This window comes from Rufibacter aurantiacus (assembly GCF_017916345.1).
In the GTDB taxonomy this organism is placed as follows: domain Bacteria; phylum Bacteroidota; class Bacteroidia; order Cytophagales; family Hymenobacteraceae; genus Nibribacter; species Nibribacter roseolus.
In genome coordinates this window covers 480,015-496,904 of sequence record NZ_JAFMSV010000002.1, presented here as the reverse complement: position 1 = coordinate 496,904, position 16,890 = coordinate 480,015, and the positions used below count along the sequence as shown (strand labels likewise).

Sequence of the window (16,890 nt, the reverse complement as noted above, 5' to 3'; positions counted from 1 at the left end):
CTGATAATTGACGTATGAAGAACTTTTATAATATCAAGGTATTACTACTGGTATGCTTGTTCGCGACATTCGGATTCCTGCAGTCATGTAATGATGATGAGGAAGATGTAAACTCAGGACAAGTAGAATTGTTGAGCTTTGGCCCTACGGGAGCCAAGCATGGCGAGAAACTCAAATTCATTGGTCATAACCTGAACAAGGTTGAATCTATTGAGTTTGTAGGTGCTTCTGTTGCCAAAACTCAGTTTACCTCGCAATCTTCTGACCTGATTGAGTTGGTTATCCCAAACACAGCTGAAGAAGGTAGGGTAACCCTGAAGGTATCAGGTGGCGAGGATGTTGTTTCTAAAACCGTGCTCAGCTTTGAAGTGCCGGTGACTATTGCATCAGTAACGGCAAAAGCTAAGCCAGGAACCAACATTACCGTGACAGGTAACTACCTCAACTGGGTAGACAGCGTTCAGTTTGGCACCCTGCAGGATAGCATCGTGACCACATTTGTAAGCAAGTCTATGACTGAACTAGTGCTTAGAGTTCCAATGAGCGCCAAAACAGGATCTTTGACTTTCTTTACCGGTGGTACTGAGCCAATGGCGATTGAGACTGAACAGTCGTTAGACGTAACTTTGCCTACAGCTACTGCTTTTTCGCCTGCTTCTCTAAAACACGGCGAAAACCTGACCATCACTGGTACAGACCTTGATTTAGTAAAAGAAATTGTGTTTACCGGGGTTGGAACTGCCAAAGCCACCAGCTTCGTTAGCCAATCTGCTACCCAGATTGTGGTGACTGTTCCAGACAACGCCTCTGCTGGTACGCTTAAATTAGTGGCAAAGTCAGGTGTGGAAATGCCTACCACCCAAAGCATCACCATTACCTTGCCGGCAATCACCAGTATGTCTCCTAACCCTGTGGATCCAGGAGCTAACCTGACCATTACCGGAACTAACCTTGATCTTGTAAAAAGCGTGAATTTCACAGGTGGTGCTTCTGTATCTAACTTCGTAAGTAAATCACCTACCCAAATTGTGTTGAAAATGCCAACCCAGGATATCTTGAATGGTGTGGTTACTTTCATCACAACCCGTAATTATTCAGTAGCCACCGGGCAGACCCTTAGAATCAACATTGACCGTCCGCCGTACTTCATCTATAATGATGCATTGAACTCTGAGTGGCAGTTATGGGGTGGTTGGGGTAAATCCTCCGAGGATGTAGCCAATGCAGAGCAGGTGTCTAGAGGTGCTAAAGCAATCAAAGTAAGCTTCAATGATGCCTACGGAGCGTTCCAATTGCATCCAAACAATGCTAATGTGTTTGATGGGTATACTACCATTGTGCTTTATGTACGTGGCACGGTAAATAGCCGCGGGGCAATCCAGATCAAGAATATGTCTGATGTTACCGGAACCGATGCTCCATTCGATATTGTAGCAGGTCAATACAGACGGATTGAAGTTCCGATCAGTGCTTTGGGTAATATCACTGGTGGAATCAAAGAATTCTACATCAAGAACTACGGTACCAACCCTAACACCTTCTACATTGATGATATTGAGTTGCGGTAATTGAGCGCTTAACAGCTATAAACAAAAAGGGAGAGCAATTCTGCTCTCCCTTTTTGTTTATAGTTGAGTTTCACAATTGAATTCCCATGGCCAAGGCAATCTACAGGAATTCATTAGGCATCATTTTCTCTTGGTTTCCAGGAATTAGATACGCTTGTGCTTAATTAAAAAAAGCCGCTGCCTGTTTCGGAGCTGTTTTCTTAAAAACAAACCCAAAACAGGCAGCGGCAAGATCATCGGCTATCCAAAGCCGAAACAGATTAATCAGGCTGGTTCTACCAGGGTGCCCTTGAGCCAGGCGAAAGCCTCAGAGTAGTCTGTAAAAGTGCGCAAATCGATAGGGAAACGCAGTTCCTGCCGGGCTTCTTCCACTTTGTTCTCGCGGGTGGAGTTGGGCGTAAGGATGCGGGCCATCTTCTCCAGCCTGGTCTGCATGAGGTTTTGCCCAAATTCTTTGATGACTTCTTTGTACTCAGCGCCGGGTATATCCAGAGAGGCGCGGCTGGAGTCAATTAACAGTTTCTTAATATCATAGCTCTTGATGTGGTCTACCAATATTTGGAGGGCCTGCCGTATCTCTGGAACCAGAAAGTCCTGGATATCGGGCCACTTAATGAACAGGATATCGGTGGCGGGGTCATAGTCTAGGGTGATTAAGCCACTCTGGTAAATGATCATGGACTAGCTAAGGCGTTAGGTGCGTTTGCGATGGTTGGCTGTTTTGGGCTTGTTTTCAGGAAAATAGGTCCTAAATGGTAAAGAGAATTAGAGGCTCATGCGCGTAATTTCCTTGGGATAGCACACGTAGTATTTCTCTACTTTCTTGCTCAAAGCCTGGATATTGGGTAAGTCTGAGGCTTTGGCCACGTCCACCACCAGGCTTGCTTTTGTGAGCACGTTGATGTTCTCGCCGCCAGACTCATAGGCGTTGTTGCTGATCTTGCCTTCCACCACCATGTAGTGTGCCTCCTCGGGGGAAATGTTAAAGTGCTCCTGCGCCAATTCGCGTACGCCTACCAGGAACTCTATGTCAAACGGGGTAGGGGAGAGCATGATCTTGAAGAGCTTACGCTCCAGCATGGAGGTTGACAGGTAACTCAGGATACTGTCGGGGTGTTCTGCCCAGGCTTTGATGGCGCTCCAGACATCGTAGTCATCCAGCGACACAAAGCGTTTCATAATGCTGGGGTCCCGCTCAAAATCCAAAATGGAGAGGCTCTCGCGCAGGAAGAACTGCAGGTTGGGGCTAGCGGGTACGTGATCGCCGCGCCGGGTAAGTTCACGGGCACGCTGCATGATCTTCATTACCATCTGCTCGGCGCTGGTCACGGTCTTATGCATGTACACTTGCCAGTACATGAGGCGGCGGCTCACCAGGAAACTCTCAATGGAGTAAATGCCCTTTTCCTCCACCACCAATTGGTCTTCGTGCACGTTCAGCATCTTCAGCAGGCGGTCGGCGCCAATCTTGCCCTCCGAGACGCCGGTATAGAAGCTGTCGCGGTTCAGGTAATCCAGGCGGTCCACGTCCAGTTGACTGGAAACCAATTGGTGGAAGAAGTGCCGGTGGTAATTATCGGTGAAGATGTCAATGGCTAGTTGCAGGCGGCCGCCGAACTCCTTGTTCAGGAGCTCCATAAGATGCAACGAGATGCGCTCATGGGGCACCTGGTCAAAAATGGCAGTCTCCAGCGCGTGCGAGAAAGGGCCGTGGCCCACATCGTGCAGCAGAATAGCCGCCATGGAGGCTTCGCACTCTTTGTCGGTAATGATGTTATCTTTGCCGGCCAGGCTCTGCAGGGCTATGTTCATGAGGTGCATGGCGCCTAGGGCATGGTGGAAACGGGTATGCAAAGCCCCGGGGTACACAAACTCAGTCAACCCCAGCTGCTTTATCCGGCGTAGGCGCTGGAAATAGGGGTGTTGGATGATGTCAAACAGCAGGTCAGACGGAACTGTGATAAAGCCGTAAACCGGATCGTTAAAGATTTTTTTCTTATTCAAGATAACTTAGTTCTTGTAGTGTCCGTTGTCGGTAAATGTAGCATTATGTAAATTCTACGGAAAGTGGCCTGGAAAGGCGAATTTTTCCGGAAGAGCCGCTGGATGCGCAAGCCTAAACACAAGCTATGAAAACCAATAACTAGCCATGCAAAGATATACTATTTTGTGGGCGGACGACGAGATTGACCTTCTCAAGCCCCATATTCTCTTCTTACAGGAGAGAGGTTACGACATTACCCCCGTGAATAGCGGAGCTGATGCCGTAGAGAAGGTGCAGGAACAAACCTATGACCTTGTTTTCCTGGATGAGAACATGCCCGGCCTGAGTGGTCTGGAGGCCCTGGGTGAGATCAAAGCCGCGCGGCCCACGCTGCCGGTGGTCATGATCACCAAGAGCGAGGAAGAGCACATCATGGAAGAGGCCATCGGGTCTAAAATCGCCGATTACCTCATCAAGCCTATCAACCCCAACCAGATCCTGCTTTCCGCGAAGAAGATCCTGGACAACCGCCGCCTGGTGGAGGAAAGAACCAACAGTTCCTACCAGCGCGATTTCCGGACCTTGGGCATGGCCTTTGGCGAGCGCCTGAGTTACCAGGAGTGGGCCGATGTTTACAAGAAACTGGTGTACTGGGAACTGGAGATCGCCGATACTGCGGGCAAAAGTATGGCCGAGGTCATCAACATGCAGAAAGACGAGGCCAACACCAACTTCGCCAAGTTCATCATGGATAACTATGAGGAGTGGGTGAACGATGAGACCGATGAGATTCCGCTCATGAGCCACCGCATCTTCAAGGAACGCGTGTTCCCCATGATGAAGGAGAGCGACACCCCAGTGTACTTTGTCTTGATAGATAACCTGCGCTATGACCAGTGGAAGGTGCTTGAGCCCATCATCACTGATTATTTCAACGTAGAGCATGAGGAGATGTATTACTCTATTCTGCCTACCACCACAGCCTACGCCCGTAACGCTATCTTCTCCGGCATGCTGCCCGCCGACATTGCCAAGCGGTACCCCAACCTGTGGGTTTCTGACGATGAGGAGGAGGGTAAGAACCTGCACGAAGAGGATTTCCTGCAGATCCAGTTCCAGCAGAACAAGGTTAACGACAAGTTCAGCTACCACAAAATCACGAACAACACGGCCGGCAAAGAACTTCTGTCAAAGTTCAGTAACTTGGACAACAACAAGCTCAACGTGATTGTCTACAACTTCGTGGACATGCTCTCGCACGCCCGTACCGATATGCAGATGATCAGGGAACTGGCCGCTGACGAGGCCGCTTACCGTTCCCTCACGCGTTCCTGGTTCCTGCACTCGCCGCTGTTTGACACGCTCAAAGCCATCGCCGATAAGAAGGGCCGCCTCATCATCACTACTGACCACGGTACCGTGCGCGTGAAAAAGCCGTTCAAGATTGTGGGCGACCGCAACACCAACACCAACCTGCGCTACAAGCACGGCAAGAACCTGGGCTTCACCGAGAAGGATGTGCTGGTGTGCCGCAAGCCGGAGCGTTTCCACCTGCCCAAAAGCAACGTGTCCACGGCCTACGTCTTCGCTATGAACGATGACTTCTTCGCCTACCCCAACAACTACAACTACTACGTGAACCACTACAAAGACACTTTCCAGCACGGCGGGGTGTCTTTAGAGGAGACCATCATTCCATTTATAACGCTTTCTCCTAAAAATGCCTGAGCCAGCAGCGCGCCAGAAAACTATTAATATTCTCACAAAAGCGGATTTACCCCGGGCCGCCGCTGAATTATTGTCATTTATCGGACAAAAAAAGATAATTTTGTTTGAGGGTGACATGGCGGCCGGTAAAACCACCTTTATCAAGGCGATATGCGCCCAGAAAGGAGTCCGGGAGCCGGTCAGCAGCCCCACGTTTTCCCTCGTGAATGAGTACGAGGCAGCCGATGGGGAACTCATTTACCATTTTGATTTTTATAGGATCGAAAACGAGGCCGAGGCATTGGACATCGGGGCGCTGGAGTACTTCAGCTCCGGGCATCTATGCCTGATTGAGTGGCCGTCTAAGGTAACTGACCTGTTGCCCCAGGAGGGGATTGAGGTAACTATTGCAACCGGAGAAGCCGAAGAGGCGCGTATTATTAGTTTGAGCGTATATGATGGAGGAATTGACGGAGAAGACCGGGTTTGAGGCCCTGACTAAGGCAACTGCCCGCGGCCTGATGCCCAAAGAGTCCATGCTGGCGATAGAAACCCGCAAAAGGAATCTGTTTATTGGCATCCCCAAAGAGTCTTCTTTACAGGAAAACCGCATCGGGCTTACCCCGGAGGCGGTAAAGCAGTTGACGGACCATGGCCACGAGGTCTGGATTGAATCCGGGGCCGGCGCTCCCTCCAAATACTCAGACCACGAGTTTTCAGAGGCCGGCGGGGTTATTGTTTACTCTACAAAAGAAGTCTACGAGGCAGATATCCTGCTCAAGATTGCCCCGCCTACCCTGGCAGAGATGGATTACTTCAAGCCGGGTCAAACGTTGATCTCGGCGCTGCAGATAGGTTCCCTTACCTCAGAATACATCAATGCCCTGGCCCGTAAAAAAATAAACGCTATCTCTTTTGAGCTGCTCAAGGATAAATCAGACACCAAACCCGTAGTGCGGGCCATGAGCGAGATTGCCGGCAGCACGGTCATGCTGATCGCCGCCGAATACCTGAGCAGCAGCAACGAAGGAAAAGGCGTGATCTTGGGCGGAATCACGGGTGTGCCGCCTTCCAAGGTAGTTATCATAGGGGCCGGTACCGTGGCCGAGTACGCTACCCGTGCCGCCCTGGGTCTGGGCGCTGAGGTAAAGGTGTTTGACGATCATCTGTATAAACTGCGCCGCCTGAAGCAGAACGTGGGCACCCAACTGTTCACCTCTACTCTGGATCATACTATTCTGCACAAAGAAATCCAGGATGCCGATGTAGTTATTGGAGCCGCCATTGCTGAGGATGGTCAGGTGCCCTGCATGATCTCTGAGGATGTGGTAGCCAAGATGAACCCGGGATCCGTAATCATTGACGTGAGCATTGACGAAGGCGGCTGCTTTGAAACCTCTGAGATGACCACCCATAAGCGGCCGGTGTACCGGAAGTATGACGTGATCCATTACTGCGTTCCCAATATTCCGTCGCGCGTACCCCGTACCGCCACCAAAGCCCTGAGTAACATCTTCACGCCCATGTTCCTAGAGATTTCCAAATACGGCGGCGTAAACGAAGCCCTCTTCACCCACGAGCATTACCGCAGCGGCGTCTACATCTACAAAGGCAGCCTCACCAACGCTTCCATCGCGAAGAAATTCAACATGCGCTACAAGGAACTAAGCCTGATGATTGCCGTGCGCAATTAGTCTATCTTTCTTTGAATTAGCCTCTGGTATTTAAAACTGAAAAGCTGTTTTAGGCTTCCTTTCTTGAAAAGGTGCTTAAAACAGCTTTTGGCTTTTTTTGGGCAGGTCTTAGTTTATTGATACGGGTTGTTTCGGGTTTATTGAATGAAGGGGCAATCCCTTGTGGTTGCCCTTTTGTTTGCCAATACAATTTAGGTTATTGGAAATACCCCAACAACGAAACACGCATTCCGTCCCCCTTTGAAGGGGGTAGGGGGATGACAAAGACGCTTAAAGAACCTACCTACTCTTGCCACCGAGAAAGGGCAACCACAAGGGATTGTCCCTACATTGATCAGATACCGTCTGCATCAGATATTGTGGCGACAAGGCGTGCCTTGTCTCTACAATATCTTTGCAATGTCGCAGTTCAGCAAGATTTAAGCTATAGACGTTCTAGGGTTGTTTTTGGAAAATTAGCAGCAAAACAGAATCAGGAGTTTCCCGGTAAGGAGAGAGTCAAAAGTGCTTTCCAGGCTTCTGTTACCCGGCCTTCTTCCAGGAACTGTTGTGCTAAAAGATGGATTTGCCGTTCTGCCTCTGGCGGGTTGTTCTGGTGCTTGTGAAGCAGGTAAGCGTATAGGGGATCTTTGGTGAAAGCTTGTACTTCTTCTTGTGTGGGGAGGGAGGAGGTGTTGCCAAGTCGGGCGAGGTTGTTGCCGGTGAGCACGGGGCTTTGCCGAATGTGGGCGGGCAATTGGTCTATGCCTATGTCTTGGTTCTGCAACGGTTTGGGCAGCTCAAACAGGCAATCTCCCTGCGCCCGGAGATACCAATTGCCGCCCAGGCGAGCCACGGCATCCAGTTTGAATGGATCAATGGTTTTGCCATCGGTGCTGAACACTTCCTCTTGTACGTGCAGGAGAACGGCTTCGCAGATGACCAGGTTGGCAGCCCCGCCTTTATCTCCAATCGGTTTTACCTCCAGTACTTTGCATTCAAAGGCGGCCGGCGCTTCGGCTACGCGGGGCGGTTTTACCATAGTGGAGGCCACGGGAGTCAGGCCAGACTTCACGAACTCGTCCACGCCCTTGTCATACTCTGAGCTGGCCAAAGACATCTGCTCTACAATGGCGTAATTCCCGATGTTGATGACCACTTCGCCCGTTTCCAGCACATTGTCCAGCGTATGTTTGCCGGTGTTGTCCCGTACCCGGCGGGCGGGCGAGAAAATAAGAACCGGCGGATTAGACCCAAAGCAGTTGAAAAAGCTGAACGGACTCAGGTTCACGTTCCCTTCTTTGTCTACCGTGCTGGCAAAAGCAATAGGCCGTGGCGCAATAGCCCCCAGCATGAGACTATGGAATTCACCGGTAGATATTTCTTTGGGGTCAAAAGTTCTCAAGGCAGATTTGGAGATTTGAAGATGAGGAGATTTGAAGATGTGGAGATTGCTTCCCTTTTTGTCATCCTGGAAGGATCTTGTGGGCGAATTAGAAAAGCGGTCTTTATTGCGTTGATCATCAAGCAGCCATAACAGAGCTTATGAAGATTTATGCCTGGATGTTTCTGACTTTACATCTGCACATACCTTATTGCCGTTCGCTCACAAGATCCTTTCAGGATGACAGGTGGAGGGTGCCTCATCTAAATGGCTGGTAGAATCTGGGTGCGGACTTCACCAAAACCTACTCTGATGCCGTTTTTCTCGGCGTAGCCGCGCATGGTGATGATGTCGCCGTCGTGGAGGAACTTGCGCTCTGAGCCATTGGGCAGGTGGAGAGGCTGTGTGCCGCGCCAGGTCAGTTCCAGCATGGAGCCGTAGGAGTCTGGGGTAGGACCGCTGATGGTACCGGAGGCGTATAGATCGCCTACTTCCAGGTTGCAGCCGTTGATGGTGTGGTGCGCCAGCTGCTGGTTCATGTTCCAGTACATGTGTTTGTAGTTTGACCGGCAGATCACGGTTTCTTCTGGCAGGTTGGGTGCCTGTAAGGTTACCTCCAGGTTGATGTCCAGGTTCTTGTGGCCGCTGTACTCCAGATAAGGCAGTACCCTGGGCTCCTGCACCGGTCCCGCTACTCTAAAGGGCTCCAGCGCATCCAGGGTTACTACCCAGGGAGAGATGGAGGACGCGAAGTTCTTGGCCAGGAACGGCCCCAACGGCACATATTCCCAAGCCTGAATGTCTCTGGCCGACCAATCATTGAACAAAACCAGCCCGAAAATATATTCCTCCGCCTCTAAGGTGGTGAGGGAAGTGCCTAACTCGGTGGGTTGCCCGGTGATAAAGGCTATCTCCAACTCAAAATCCAGCTGTTTGGTGGGCCCAAAGACCGGGAATTCAGCATCGGCAGGTTTGGTCTGGCCTTTGGGCCTTCTGATAGGCACGCCGGAAGGTACGATGGAAGAGGCGCGGCCGTGGTAGCCTACCGGCAGGTGTTTCCAGTTGGGCAGCAGGGCGTTGGCCGGGTCTCGGAACATGGAGCCCACGTTGGTGGCGTGTTCCATGCTGGAGTAGAAATCGGTGTAATTGGGCACCCGCACGGGCATGAGCATCTGCACGTCTTTCTGCTTCAGGAGGCACTCGGCCATGAGGGCGCGGTTGTCCCTTATCTCGGGGTTGTCGTTGCGGAGCAGTTCTGAGATGCGGCCGCGTACCTGCCGCCAGATGGTGCGGCCCAGCGCCATGAAGTCATTGAGGTACGGCCGGTGGAACACGGTAGGGTCTTCCACGTCCAGCATGTCAAAAAGCCCGTGCTGCGTGAGCACGTACACGTCCAGTACATACTCGCCAATGGCCACGCCTACCCTAGGGTCCCGGTCCTGCGCCTCAAAAATCCCGAAAGGCAGGTTCTGAATCTGGAAATCACTCGTAGGGGCAATCTGGATCCAGGAGTGCAGCGAGGGGTCGTTGGCGGTTAGCATGGTGGTAGGGAACGGTGGTCAGGCAAAGATAAAAAGTCTGCGAGAAAAGGGAAGAGGCTTTCAATTTTTGGCTAAGATTACGCAAAATGGCCCCAAAACAAAAAGCCCGCCGGGTGCAGACGTCAAAAAACATCTGTACCCGGCGGGCCTGTATCTGGTAAAAGCGGTTTGCCTAAACGTCCATGGGGGTGAGGTTCACGGCCTGGATGCCTTTGATCTCTGGCACGGCGCGCATGATGGCTTGCTCAATGCCGCCCTTGAAGGTCATGGCAGACATAGGGCAGGAGCCGCAGGCACCCATCAGTTCCAGCACCACCACCCGTTCTTCCGTGATGTCCAGGACTTTCACATCGCCTCCGTCTGTTTTCAGGTACGGGCGAATGGAGTCCAGGGCCAGCTCTACCTGCTGGATTAAAATCTCTTTTAATGCGATCTCTGCCATTATCTTACGCTTTAATTTCTACTACTTTGGTTTTGCCCAGGCTGGCGTTCCTCACGGATACCTGCCGGGCCACTTCCTGCGCTACGCCTTCAAAAGCCTGCGAGGCGGGTGAGCCTTCCTGCAGGATCTGCGGCGTGCCCTGGTCACCGCTCTCGCGGATGCTCTGCACCAACGGAACCTCGCCTATGAACGGAACGCCGTAGCGCTCTGCCAGGTCGCGGCCGCCGCCTTGCCCAAAGATATAATATTTATTCTCTGGAAGCTCAGCCGGGGTGAAGTACGCCATGTTTTCCACCAATCCAAGGATTGGCACGTTGATCTGCGGCTGCCGGAACATCTGCAAACCTTTCACGGCATCGGCAATGGCTACTTTCTGTGGGGTAGTCACAATGATGGCACCCGTTACCGGTACTGTCTGTACCAACGTCAGGTGAATGTCGCTGGTTCCCGGAGGCAGGTCAATGAGCAAATAATCCAGTTCGCCCCAGTCTACCTCGGTGATGAATTGCTTCAGGGCAGAGCTGGCCATTGGGCCGCGCCATACCACCGCGCTCTCGGCCGGGGCCAGAAACCCGATGGACATGAGCTTGATGCCGTACTTCTCAATAGGCTCAATAAGGTTGCGGCCATCGGGCATGCGGTACACCGCCGGACGGGCATCTTCCACCCCAAACATGGTAGGCACCGACGGACCGGAGATATCGGCATCCACCAGACCAACTTTAGCGCCTGATTGGGCCAACGCCACGGCCAGGTTTGAGGTCACCGTAGACTTGCCTACGCCACCTTTACCGGATGCCACGGCAATGATGTTCTTCACGCCTTTGAGCAAAGCCTGGTTGTCTTGCCGCGCCGAGGTCACGCGGGAGGTCATGTTCACCGTCACGTTCGCATCCTTGTCCACCATGGTGTGGATGGCTCTGATGCAGGCGTTGCGGATCAGGTCTTTGAGCGGACAAGCCGGGGTAGTCAGAATCACGGTGAAGGCCACGTCCAGACCGTTTATTTGCACGTCCTCAATCATGTTCAGGGTCACCAGATCCTTGCCCAGGTCTGGTTCCTCTACATAGCTGAGGGCTTTTAATACGTCTTCTTGGGTAATTGCCATAGGTTCTACAGCGCTAAAAAATCGCTTATACAAAGATACACACTATCTGTTTAACAAGCTACCAGAAGCCGTTTTAAGGCCGGTTTCCTAAAAGTAAGGCCGAAAAGAGAATTTGTGAAAAGGCCCGTGCAACCATTGAAGCCGGAGAGGGGTCATGAAGACAAAGGCCATATCCTGGGTTTGAGAATAAATCTTATAAACTCCCCTATGATGCGTTTAGGTAAACCCCATTTCCGGCAAGTAAGATCCGCCCTGGTTCTTTTGAGTACCATCCTGGTTTTGGGCTGTTCTGACGCTTCTGAAGATCCTGCCCTTTCTTTGCAAGGCTCCTGGATGCTGTCACAGGTAGCGCCTGCGGCCTACAACAATTTCGCTGCTCCAGACCTGAGCATGTGCGCTGACCTGGTCTTCACCAAAGAGGAGGAACCCGCAGAGTCTAACCGGTTGTGGGGCTACAAAGTGAGCGGGGAGCTGCCCGTAAATTCTTACCAGGGGAATTATCAGGCATCACAGGAAGCGCTTTATAACCAGGCCGGCCAGATAGACTTTGTAAACCTGGGAAACACTGAAGTGGCGGCTGTACCTCCTATTAAGCAATTTGAAGCCTACTACCTCCAGACCTTACAGGACGTGGATAAGTTTGAGGTAAAGAACGACGTACTCACGCTTTGGGTATCTGGGAAAAACCAGAAACTGGTGTTTGTAAGAGGAGCCTCCTCGTGCGGGAAAAACAATTAATCTGTTTGGGGCTTCTTTTTAAAGAATATGGCTTAAACGAGGCAAAGTGAAATACCTCTTTACACTTTCAATTAACTGTCAAAACCTATAGCAGATATCTATGAAACGGTTACTGTTTTACTGTTTGGCACTGATGACCTTACTGGGCTGCGAGCCAGAAGACCAGTCTCCCTTTGAGCCGGATTATCTGGTGTTCGGGCATTTTTACGGTTTTTGCGGCGGCGAGCAGTGCGTGGAGATCTTCAAAATACAGGGCAGTCAGCTCTTTGAAGACACCAGAGACCAGTACCCTAACAGGAATGGACCTTATGACGGTAATTTCGTGCGGAAGAGCGAGGTCTTGTATGAAAAGGTAAGGGATTTGCCCTTCAGTTTCCCGCCGCGGCTGCTTCTGGAAAACGATACCATCATTGGGATGCCCGATGCTGCAGACGGGGGCGGCATTTACCTGGAGATCAGCAAAGACGGGCAACGGCGGTTTTACTTCATAGACAAAACCAGGTACCAGGTCCCCGATTACCTGCACCCTTACCTGGACCAGGTAGAAGCCGCCATCAATGAGTTGAAGTAATGGATCAGTGGCCAGGAATCAATTATACTTCACCATATTCTATATTCTATCTCCCTAAATCTAACCACTATGCAAACTCCCCTGAAAAAACTTTTCCCTTTGCTGACGGTGTCTCTGTTACTGGTTCTGCTCACCGGCTGTTGGAAGAAAGATGATCCGGTTCCTGAAGACAAGGATCTCTTTGGCTCCTATGTTTTGCAGTACATAGAATTGCCGCAGGAAGGCGGCGGCGTCACCCGGGTAGAAGGCCAGAACATCCGGTTACATCTCACCAACGTCTCAACCTACCAGCAGGCCAACGAGCCCTTCGCCTATGATCTGAACGGCGATATGCTGGTGAACCAGTATTTCGGGCGGTACAACATCACGGGTGCTCCCATTGTGCCCTCAGATGATCCGCTGGACCAAGTGCTGGAGGTACGCCAAGTGGGCACCACCAAGGTAGGCGGTACCCCAGAGCAAATGGCCTTGGAAGAGCTCTACCTGAGCGCGCTGGAAGAGGTGAACCTGTCCCGCCTAAGCAATAACGGGAACCAGTTGGTTTTGCACTCCCGGTACCAGAACGCCCGCCTGTTTTTCGTGTCCCCAGAGTATTGCTCTCTCCCCCAATAAGTAAACGCTTTTTCATAGAAGGACTGTTTAGGGCTGTTTTACCAAAACCAGTACTAAAACAGAAGTAGACTAACGCCAGCCTTTTAGGTTGGCGTTTTTATTATCCCTGGCTGAAATCGTCTACTTCAGCCTCAATCTGGAAGTGCTTACCATCTGAAACCAACCCCAAAATCTGTATCTTTGTCTACCGCCTAATTTTCCTGAGTACCCATGGCCCTGATAAAGAAAGAAGTTGTTGACCAGATCATCCTGCAAGCTGACATTGTGGAGGTAGTGGGTGATTTTGTGAGTTTGAAGAAGAAGGGCCAGAACATGTGGGCTTGCTGCCCTTTCCACCATGAAAAGTCCCCCTCCTTCAGCGTAGCGCCTAACAAGGGTATCTACAAGTGCTTCGGTTGCGGAAAGGCCGGTAACTCGGTGCAGTTCATCATGGACATTGAGGGCACCAGCTACGTGGAGGCGCTCAAGTACCTGGCCAAGAAGTATAGCATTGACATTGAGGAAGACCAGAGCCCGGCGGCAGTACAGGCCCAAAACGAGCGAGACAGCCTCTATATTCTGTCTGACTTTGCAAAAAAATACTATGTAAACGCCCTCCACAAGCACGACGAGGGGCAGAGCATAGGCGCGCCGTACTTCAAGCAGCGCGGCCTCTCGGCGGCTACCATCCAGAAGTTTGAGCTGGGCTACAGCCTTGACTCCTGGGACGATTTCACCAAGGCGGCCCTGGAAAAAGGCTACCAACTGAAATACCTGGAGGAAACCGGCCTCACCATCGTCAAACACGAGGAAGGCAAGCAGTATGATCGTTTCCGGGGGCGGGTGATGTTCCCCATCCACAACGTCTCGGGCCGCACCATCGGGTTTGGCGCGCGTACGCTTAAGACCAACGACAAGAAATCACCCAAATACGTCAACTCACCGGAGTCGCCCATCTACCATAAGTCTGATGTGCTCTACGGCATGTACCAGGCCAAACAGGCCATCCGGCAGGAAGATAACTGTTACCTGGTGGAAGGTTACCTGGATGTGCTCTCGCTGCATCAGGGCGGTATTGAGAACGTAGTGGCCTCCTCGGGAACATCGCTGACCGAGAACCAGATCAAGCTCATCGGGCGGTACACCAAGAACATCACCGTTTTGTATGACGGTGACCCCGCGGGGATTAAAGCCTCTTTACGAGGAATCGACCTCATTCTGGAAGGCGGCCTGAACGTGAACGTGGTCTTGTTCCCAGACGGCGATGACCCCGATTCCTACATCCGGAAGGTGGGTGACACTGCTTTCAAAGAGCACCTGACCAAACACAGCCAGGATTTTATCTCCTTCAAGTCTGAGCTTTACGCCCAGGAAGCCAAAGACAACCCGGTCAAGAAAGCAGATGCCATCCGGGAAATGGTGGTTTCCATCGCCAAGATTCCAGATGCCATCAAGCGCTCGGTGTTTTTGAAGCAGTGCAGCATTCTGTTCGGGATAGACGAGCAGGTGCTTATCTCTGAGTACAACAAAATCGCCTTAACGGAGCAAAAGAACTCCCGGGCCCAGCAATCGCAGTCCTCGTCTTACAATTCCGCCCCGGCTTCCTACGCACCCGGTTCCTTTGAGGAGATGGCCGCCGAAGCCGAGGCCGCCGCGGCCGCAGAGGCGGCCATGTACGAGGAGGAAGACCAGCAGGAAACCGGCCAGAACGACCTGCTCCGCACCCGCGAGCGCGAAGTCATCCGGTTCATCCTCAACTACGCCGACAAGGAAGTGGAGGAGGGCCTTACCGCGAGCCAGTTCATGCTGGGCGAGCTGGAGGACATTGAGTTTAAGACCCCTATTTATAAAAAGCTGTTTGATCTGTGCCGCCTCAAACTGGAGCAAGGGTTTCTGCCCACCGCCTCTGAGTTCATGCAGCACGAGGAAAAAGAGATCCGCACGGAGGTGGTGGACCTGCTCAGCGAGAAGTACGAGCTGAGCAAAGGCTGGGCCGTGCACGAGATCATTGTGCCGCACGAGAGCGACCTGGTTTCCTACGGCTCTGAGCGCGAAGTGCTGCGGCTTAAGTGGCGAAACGTGCAGCTCATGATCAAGGAACAGATGGACAGCCTGCCCCGCCTCACCGATGCCCAGGAACTGGACAAGACCCTGCGCACCATCAAGGCCCTGAAGGAATTTGAGAAACAGATAGCAGATTTATTAGGCATAGTGGTAAGCAGATGAACTGGCGGCGCCTGAGACTGTACCGGTTCATGTTGGCCTTCGGGCTGATCATGGCCAGTCTGGTGTTGGGTGTCTGCGTGTACCACCTTCTGGAAGGTTACTCCCTGGGAGAGGCCTTCTACATGACGGTGATTACGGTCACTACCACGGGATTTCAGGAGGTACAGCCGCTCTCTGAAAAAGGACGCCTGTTCACGGCCTTTTACCTGCTGCTCAACGTCTGCATCATCGCCTACACGGTATCAGTAATCACCACGTATCTGTTTGAAGGCGAACTAAAGGCCCTCTGGAAAAACTATATGAATGAACGGGAAATAAAGCGCTTCTCCGGCCACGTCATTGTCTGCGGCTACGGCCGGAATGGCTCCAAAGCCACCCGCGACCTTCTGTCCTGCGGCGAGCAGATAGTGGTCGTTGAGAAAGATCCCGAGCTCCTGAAAGGCCACCATGGCCGGGGCGAGGAGAAGGTGAACTTTCTCAACGGCAACGCCACCGAGGATGAGTTGCTGGAGCGGGCGGGCGTGCGGCAGGCCAAAGCGCTTATCTCCACTCTGCCCACCGATTCTGATAACGTCTTTGTGGCGCTCACCGCCCGGGGCCTGAACCCAAACCTGCAGATTGTGGCCCGGGCCTCAGAGAAAACCACCCAGCAGAAACTCATCAGGGCCGGGGCCGATTACGTGGTCATGCCAGACGAGATTGGCGGCAGCTACATGGCCAGCCTCATCACCCAACCCGAGGTCATCCACTTTCTGGACCTGTTGAACGGCACCGGGACAAAAAAAATGCACCTGGAAGAAGTGCACCTTGACCAGCTTCACCAGGACCTGCGCGGCCTTTCCATCCAGGAACTGGACATCCGCAACCGCTCCGGCGCCACCCTCATCGGGCTTAACCGCAACGGCAACGAGTTCCTGGTAAGCCCCGATGCCGATACCTGCCTCCAGGCCGGCGATGTGTTGATCTTACTAGGTTCCCATGCCCAGATCCAGAACTTTACCCGGCTCTTCTACAAAAACGGGTAACATTGCATTCTTGCGTCATTTCTGAGCAATAACGGTAAAGCCGTTTTGGGCCAGTTTTACAGAAATCTGCCCTAAAACCATCTGGCTTGGTGAATGCCAAAAAGCCATTTGCTTCTGCCTGTTTTTACTTTCTCCCGGTTCAGCCTTTTATCTATCCTTTGCTTCCGGAGAGGGTTCGGATTCCGGTAGAATTTTCCGGTTCTGTGCCACCAAACTCCGCGCGTAATTGTTTCATCTATAGCAGGTATAACAAGCGTTAGTGCCTTGCCGCTGCATGAACGCACAAACCCGTCAAAATCCGCTATCTTTGCGCGCATGAAGGCGGGCGCAGC

At 52.1% G+C, this 16,890-nt stretch carries 15 protein-coding genes; 9 read left to right on the top strand and 6 right to left on the bottom strand.

Features of this window, described 5'->3' with window-relative positions; all coding sequences use genetic code 11:
* Nucleotides 1–14: 14 nt before the first annotated feature.
* Entirely contained in the window at nucleotides 15–1,568 is a 1,554-nt protein-coding gene (locus J3P34_RS07535) for an IPT/TIG domain-containing protein (protein WP_210487585.1), read from the top strand.
* A gap of 264 nt (nucleotides 1,569–1,832) precedes the next feature.
* On the opposite strand, the gene J3P34_RS07530 is transcribed toward J3P34_RS07535, so the two are convergent.
* The gene (locus J3P34_RS07530) at nucleotides 1,833–2,246 is read right to left on the bottom strand and encodes a hypothetical protein (RefSeq protein ID WP_210463671.1); all 414 of its coding nucleotides are present in this window, start codon (nucleotides 2,244–2,246) and stop codon (nucleotides 1,833–1,835) included.
* A gap of 87 nt (nucleotides 2,247–2,333) precedes the next feature.
* The gene (locus J3P34_RS07525; protein ID WP_210487583.1) at nucleotides 2,334–3,572 is read right to left on the bottom strand and encodes an HD domain-containing protein; all 1,239 of its coding nucleotides are present in this window, start codon (nucleotides 3,570–3,572) and stop codon (nucleotides 2,334–2,336) included.
* Between the two features lie 145 nt (nucleotides 3,573–3,717).
* Between J3P34_RS07525 and porX the strand changes: the two genes are divergently transcribed.
* Genes porX through J3P34_RS07510 form a run of 3 tightly spaced genes read left to right on the top strand, consistent with a single transcriptional unit; the run spans nucleotide 3,718 to nucleotide 6,953 of the window.
* Nucleotides 3,718–5,280 (top strand): T9SS response regulator signal transducer PorX, encoded by a 1,563-nt coding sequence (gene porX / locus J3P34_RS07520; protein WP_210463673.1) that lies wholly within the window; start codon nucleotides 3,718–3,720, stop codon nucleotides 5,278–5,280.
* Nucleotides 5,273–5,749, top strand: coding sequence for a tRNA (adenosine(37)-N6)-threonylcarbamoyltransferase complex ATPase subunit type 1 TsaE (gene tsaE / locus J3P34_RS07515; RefSeq protein WP_210487581.1), 477 nt, complete (start codon nucleotides 5,273–5,275; stop codon nucleotides 5,747–5,749). Before porX ends, tsaE begins: the two co-directional genes overlap by 8 nt.
* Nucleotides 5,718–6,953, top strand: a complete 1,236-nt coding sequence (locus tag J3P34_RS07510; RefSeq protein ID WP_210488490.1) for an alanine dehydrogenase — start codon at nucleotides 5,718–5,720, stop codon at nucleotides 6,951–6,953. The genes tsaE and J3P34_RS07510 overlap by 32 nt, the downstream gene beginning before the upstream one ends.
* 472 nt (nucleotides 6,954–7,425) lie before the next feature.
* On the opposite strand, the gene J3P34_RS07505 is transcribed toward J3P34_RS07510, so the two are convergent.
* The 4 genes from J3P34_RS07505 to J3P34_RS07490 form a co-directional block, all read right to left on the bottom strand.
* On the bottom strand, nucleotides 7,426–8,337 hold the full coding sequence (locus J3P34_RS07505) for a flavin reductase family protein (RefSeq protein WP_246853586.1): 912 nt from the start codon (nucleotides 8,335–8,337) through the stop codon (nucleotides 7,426–7,428).
* A 242-nt stretch (nucleotides 8,338–8,579) separates the two neighbouring features.
* Nucleotides 8,580–9,857 (bottom strand): fumarylacetoacetase, encoded by a 1,278-nt coding sequence (gene fahA / locus J3P34_RS07500; RefSeq protein WP_210487578.1) that lies wholly within the window; start codon nucleotides 9,855–9,857, stop codon nucleotides 8,580–8,582.
* Nucleotides 9,858–10,029: 172 nt separating this feature from the next.
* A complete protein-coding gene (locus J3P34_RS07495) occupies nucleotides 10,030–10,299 on the bottom strand; it encodes a NifU family protein (RefSeq protein WP_210463677.1) in 270 nt (89 codons plus the stop codon).
* A gap of 4 nt (nucleotides 10,300–10,303) precedes the next feature.
* Nucleotides 10,304–11,407, bottom strand: a complete 1,104-nt coding sequence (locus J3P34_RS07490) for an Mrp/NBP35 family ATP-binding protein (protein WP_210463678.1) — start codon at nucleotides 11,405–11,407, stop codon at nucleotides 10,304–10,306.
* A gap of 207 nt (nucleotides 11,408–11,614) precedes the next feature.
* Here J3P34_RS07490 and J3P34_RS07485 point away from each other — a divergent pair, with 207 nt between their 5' ends.
* From J3P34_RS07485 to J3P34_RS07465, 5 genes are all read left to right on the top strand, one after another.
* The gene (locus J3P34_RS07485; RefSeq protein WP_210487576.1) at nucleotides 11,615–12,145 is read left to right on the top strand and encodes an META domain-containing protein; all 531 of its coding nucleotides are present in this window, start codon (nucleotides 11,615–11,617) and stop codon (nucleotides 12,143–12,145) included.
* Between the two features lie 100 nt (nucleotides 12,146–12,245).
* On the top strand, nucleotides 12,246–12,716 hold the full coding sequence (locus J3P34_RS07480) for a hypothetical protein (protein WP_210487574.1): 471 nt from the start codon (nucleotides 12,246–12,248) through the stop codon (nucleotides 12,714–12,716).
* 69 nt (nucleotides 12,717–12,785) lie between these two features.
* On the top strand, nucleotides 12,786–13,328 hold the full coding sequence (locus tag J3P34_RS07475; protein ID WP_210487572.1) for an META domain-containing protein: 543 nt from the start codon (nucleotides 12,786–12,788) through the stop codon (nucleotides 13,326–13,328).
* A 210-nt stretch (nucleotides 13,329–13,538) separates the two neighbouring features.
* The gene (gene dnaG, locus J3P34_RS07470) at nucleotides 13,539–15,533 is read left to right on the top strand and encodes a DNA primase (protein WP_210487570.1); all 1,995 of its coding nucleotides are present in this window, start codon (nucleotides 13,539–13,541) and stop codon (nucleotides 15,531–15,533) included.
* Nucleotides 15,530–16,558 carry a potassium channel family protein gene (locus J3P34_RS07465; RefSeq protein ID WP_210487568.1) on the top strand — a complete coding sequence of 343 codons (1,029 nt, stop codon included), beginning with the start codon at nucleotides 15,530–15,532 and terminating at the stop codon, nucleotides 16,556–16,558. Before dnaG ends, J3P34_RS07465 begins: the two co-directional genes overlap by 4 nt.
* The last annotated feature ends 332 nt before the right edge of the window (nucleotides 16,559–16,890 follow it).

Coding starts and splice junctions, on each gene's coding strand:
- J3P34_RS07465 (WP_210487568.1), top strand. CDS start 15,530: ATGAACTGGCGGCGCCTGAGACTGTACCGGTTCATGTTGGCCTTCGGG.
- J3P34_RS07495 (WP_210463677.1), bottom strand. CDS start 10,299: ATGGCAGAGATCGCATTAAAAGAGATTTTAATCCAGCAGGTAGAGCTG.
- tsaE (WP_210487581.1), top strand. CDS start 5,273: ATGCCTGAGCCAGCAGCGCGCCAGAAAACTATTAATATTCTCACAAAA.
- J3P34_RS07485 (WP_210487576.1), top strand. CDS start 11,615: ATGATGCGTTTAGGTAAACCCCATTTCCGGCAAGTAAGATCCGCCCTG.
- porX (WP_210463673.1), top strand. CDS start 3,718: ATGCAAAGATATACTATTTTGTGGGCGGACGACGAGATTGACCTTCTC.
- J3P34_RS07535 (WP_210487585.1), top strand. CDS start 15: ATGAAGAACTTTTATAATATCAAGGTATTACTACTGGTATGCTTGTTC.
- fahA (WP_210487578.1), bottom strand. CDS start 9,857: ATGCTAACCGCCAACGACCCCTCGCTGCACTCCTGGATCCAGATTGCC.
- J3P34_RS07475 (WP_210487572.1), top strand. CDS start 12,786: ATGCAAACTCCCCTGAAAAAACTTTTCCCTTTGCTGACGGTGTCTCTG.
- J3P34_RS07510 (WP_210488490.1), top strand. CDS start 5,718: ATGGAGGAATTGACGGAGAAGACCGGGTTTGAGGCCCTGACTAAGGCA.
- J3P34_RS07480 (WP_210487574.1), top strand. CDS start 12,246: ATGAAACGGTTACTGTTTTACTGTTTGGCACTGATGACCTTACTGGGC.
- J3P34_RS07490 (WP_210463678.1), bottom strand. CDS start 11,407: ATGGCAATTACCCAAGAAGACGTATTAAAAGCCCTCAGCTATGTAGAG.
- J3P34_RS07530 (WP_210463671.1), bottom strand. CDS start 2,246: ATGATCATTTACCAGAGTGGCTTAATCACCCTAGACTATGACCCCGCC.
- dnaG (WP_210487570.1), top strand. CDS start 13,539: ATGGCCCTGATAAAGAAAGAAGTTGTTGACCAGATCATCCTGCAAGCT.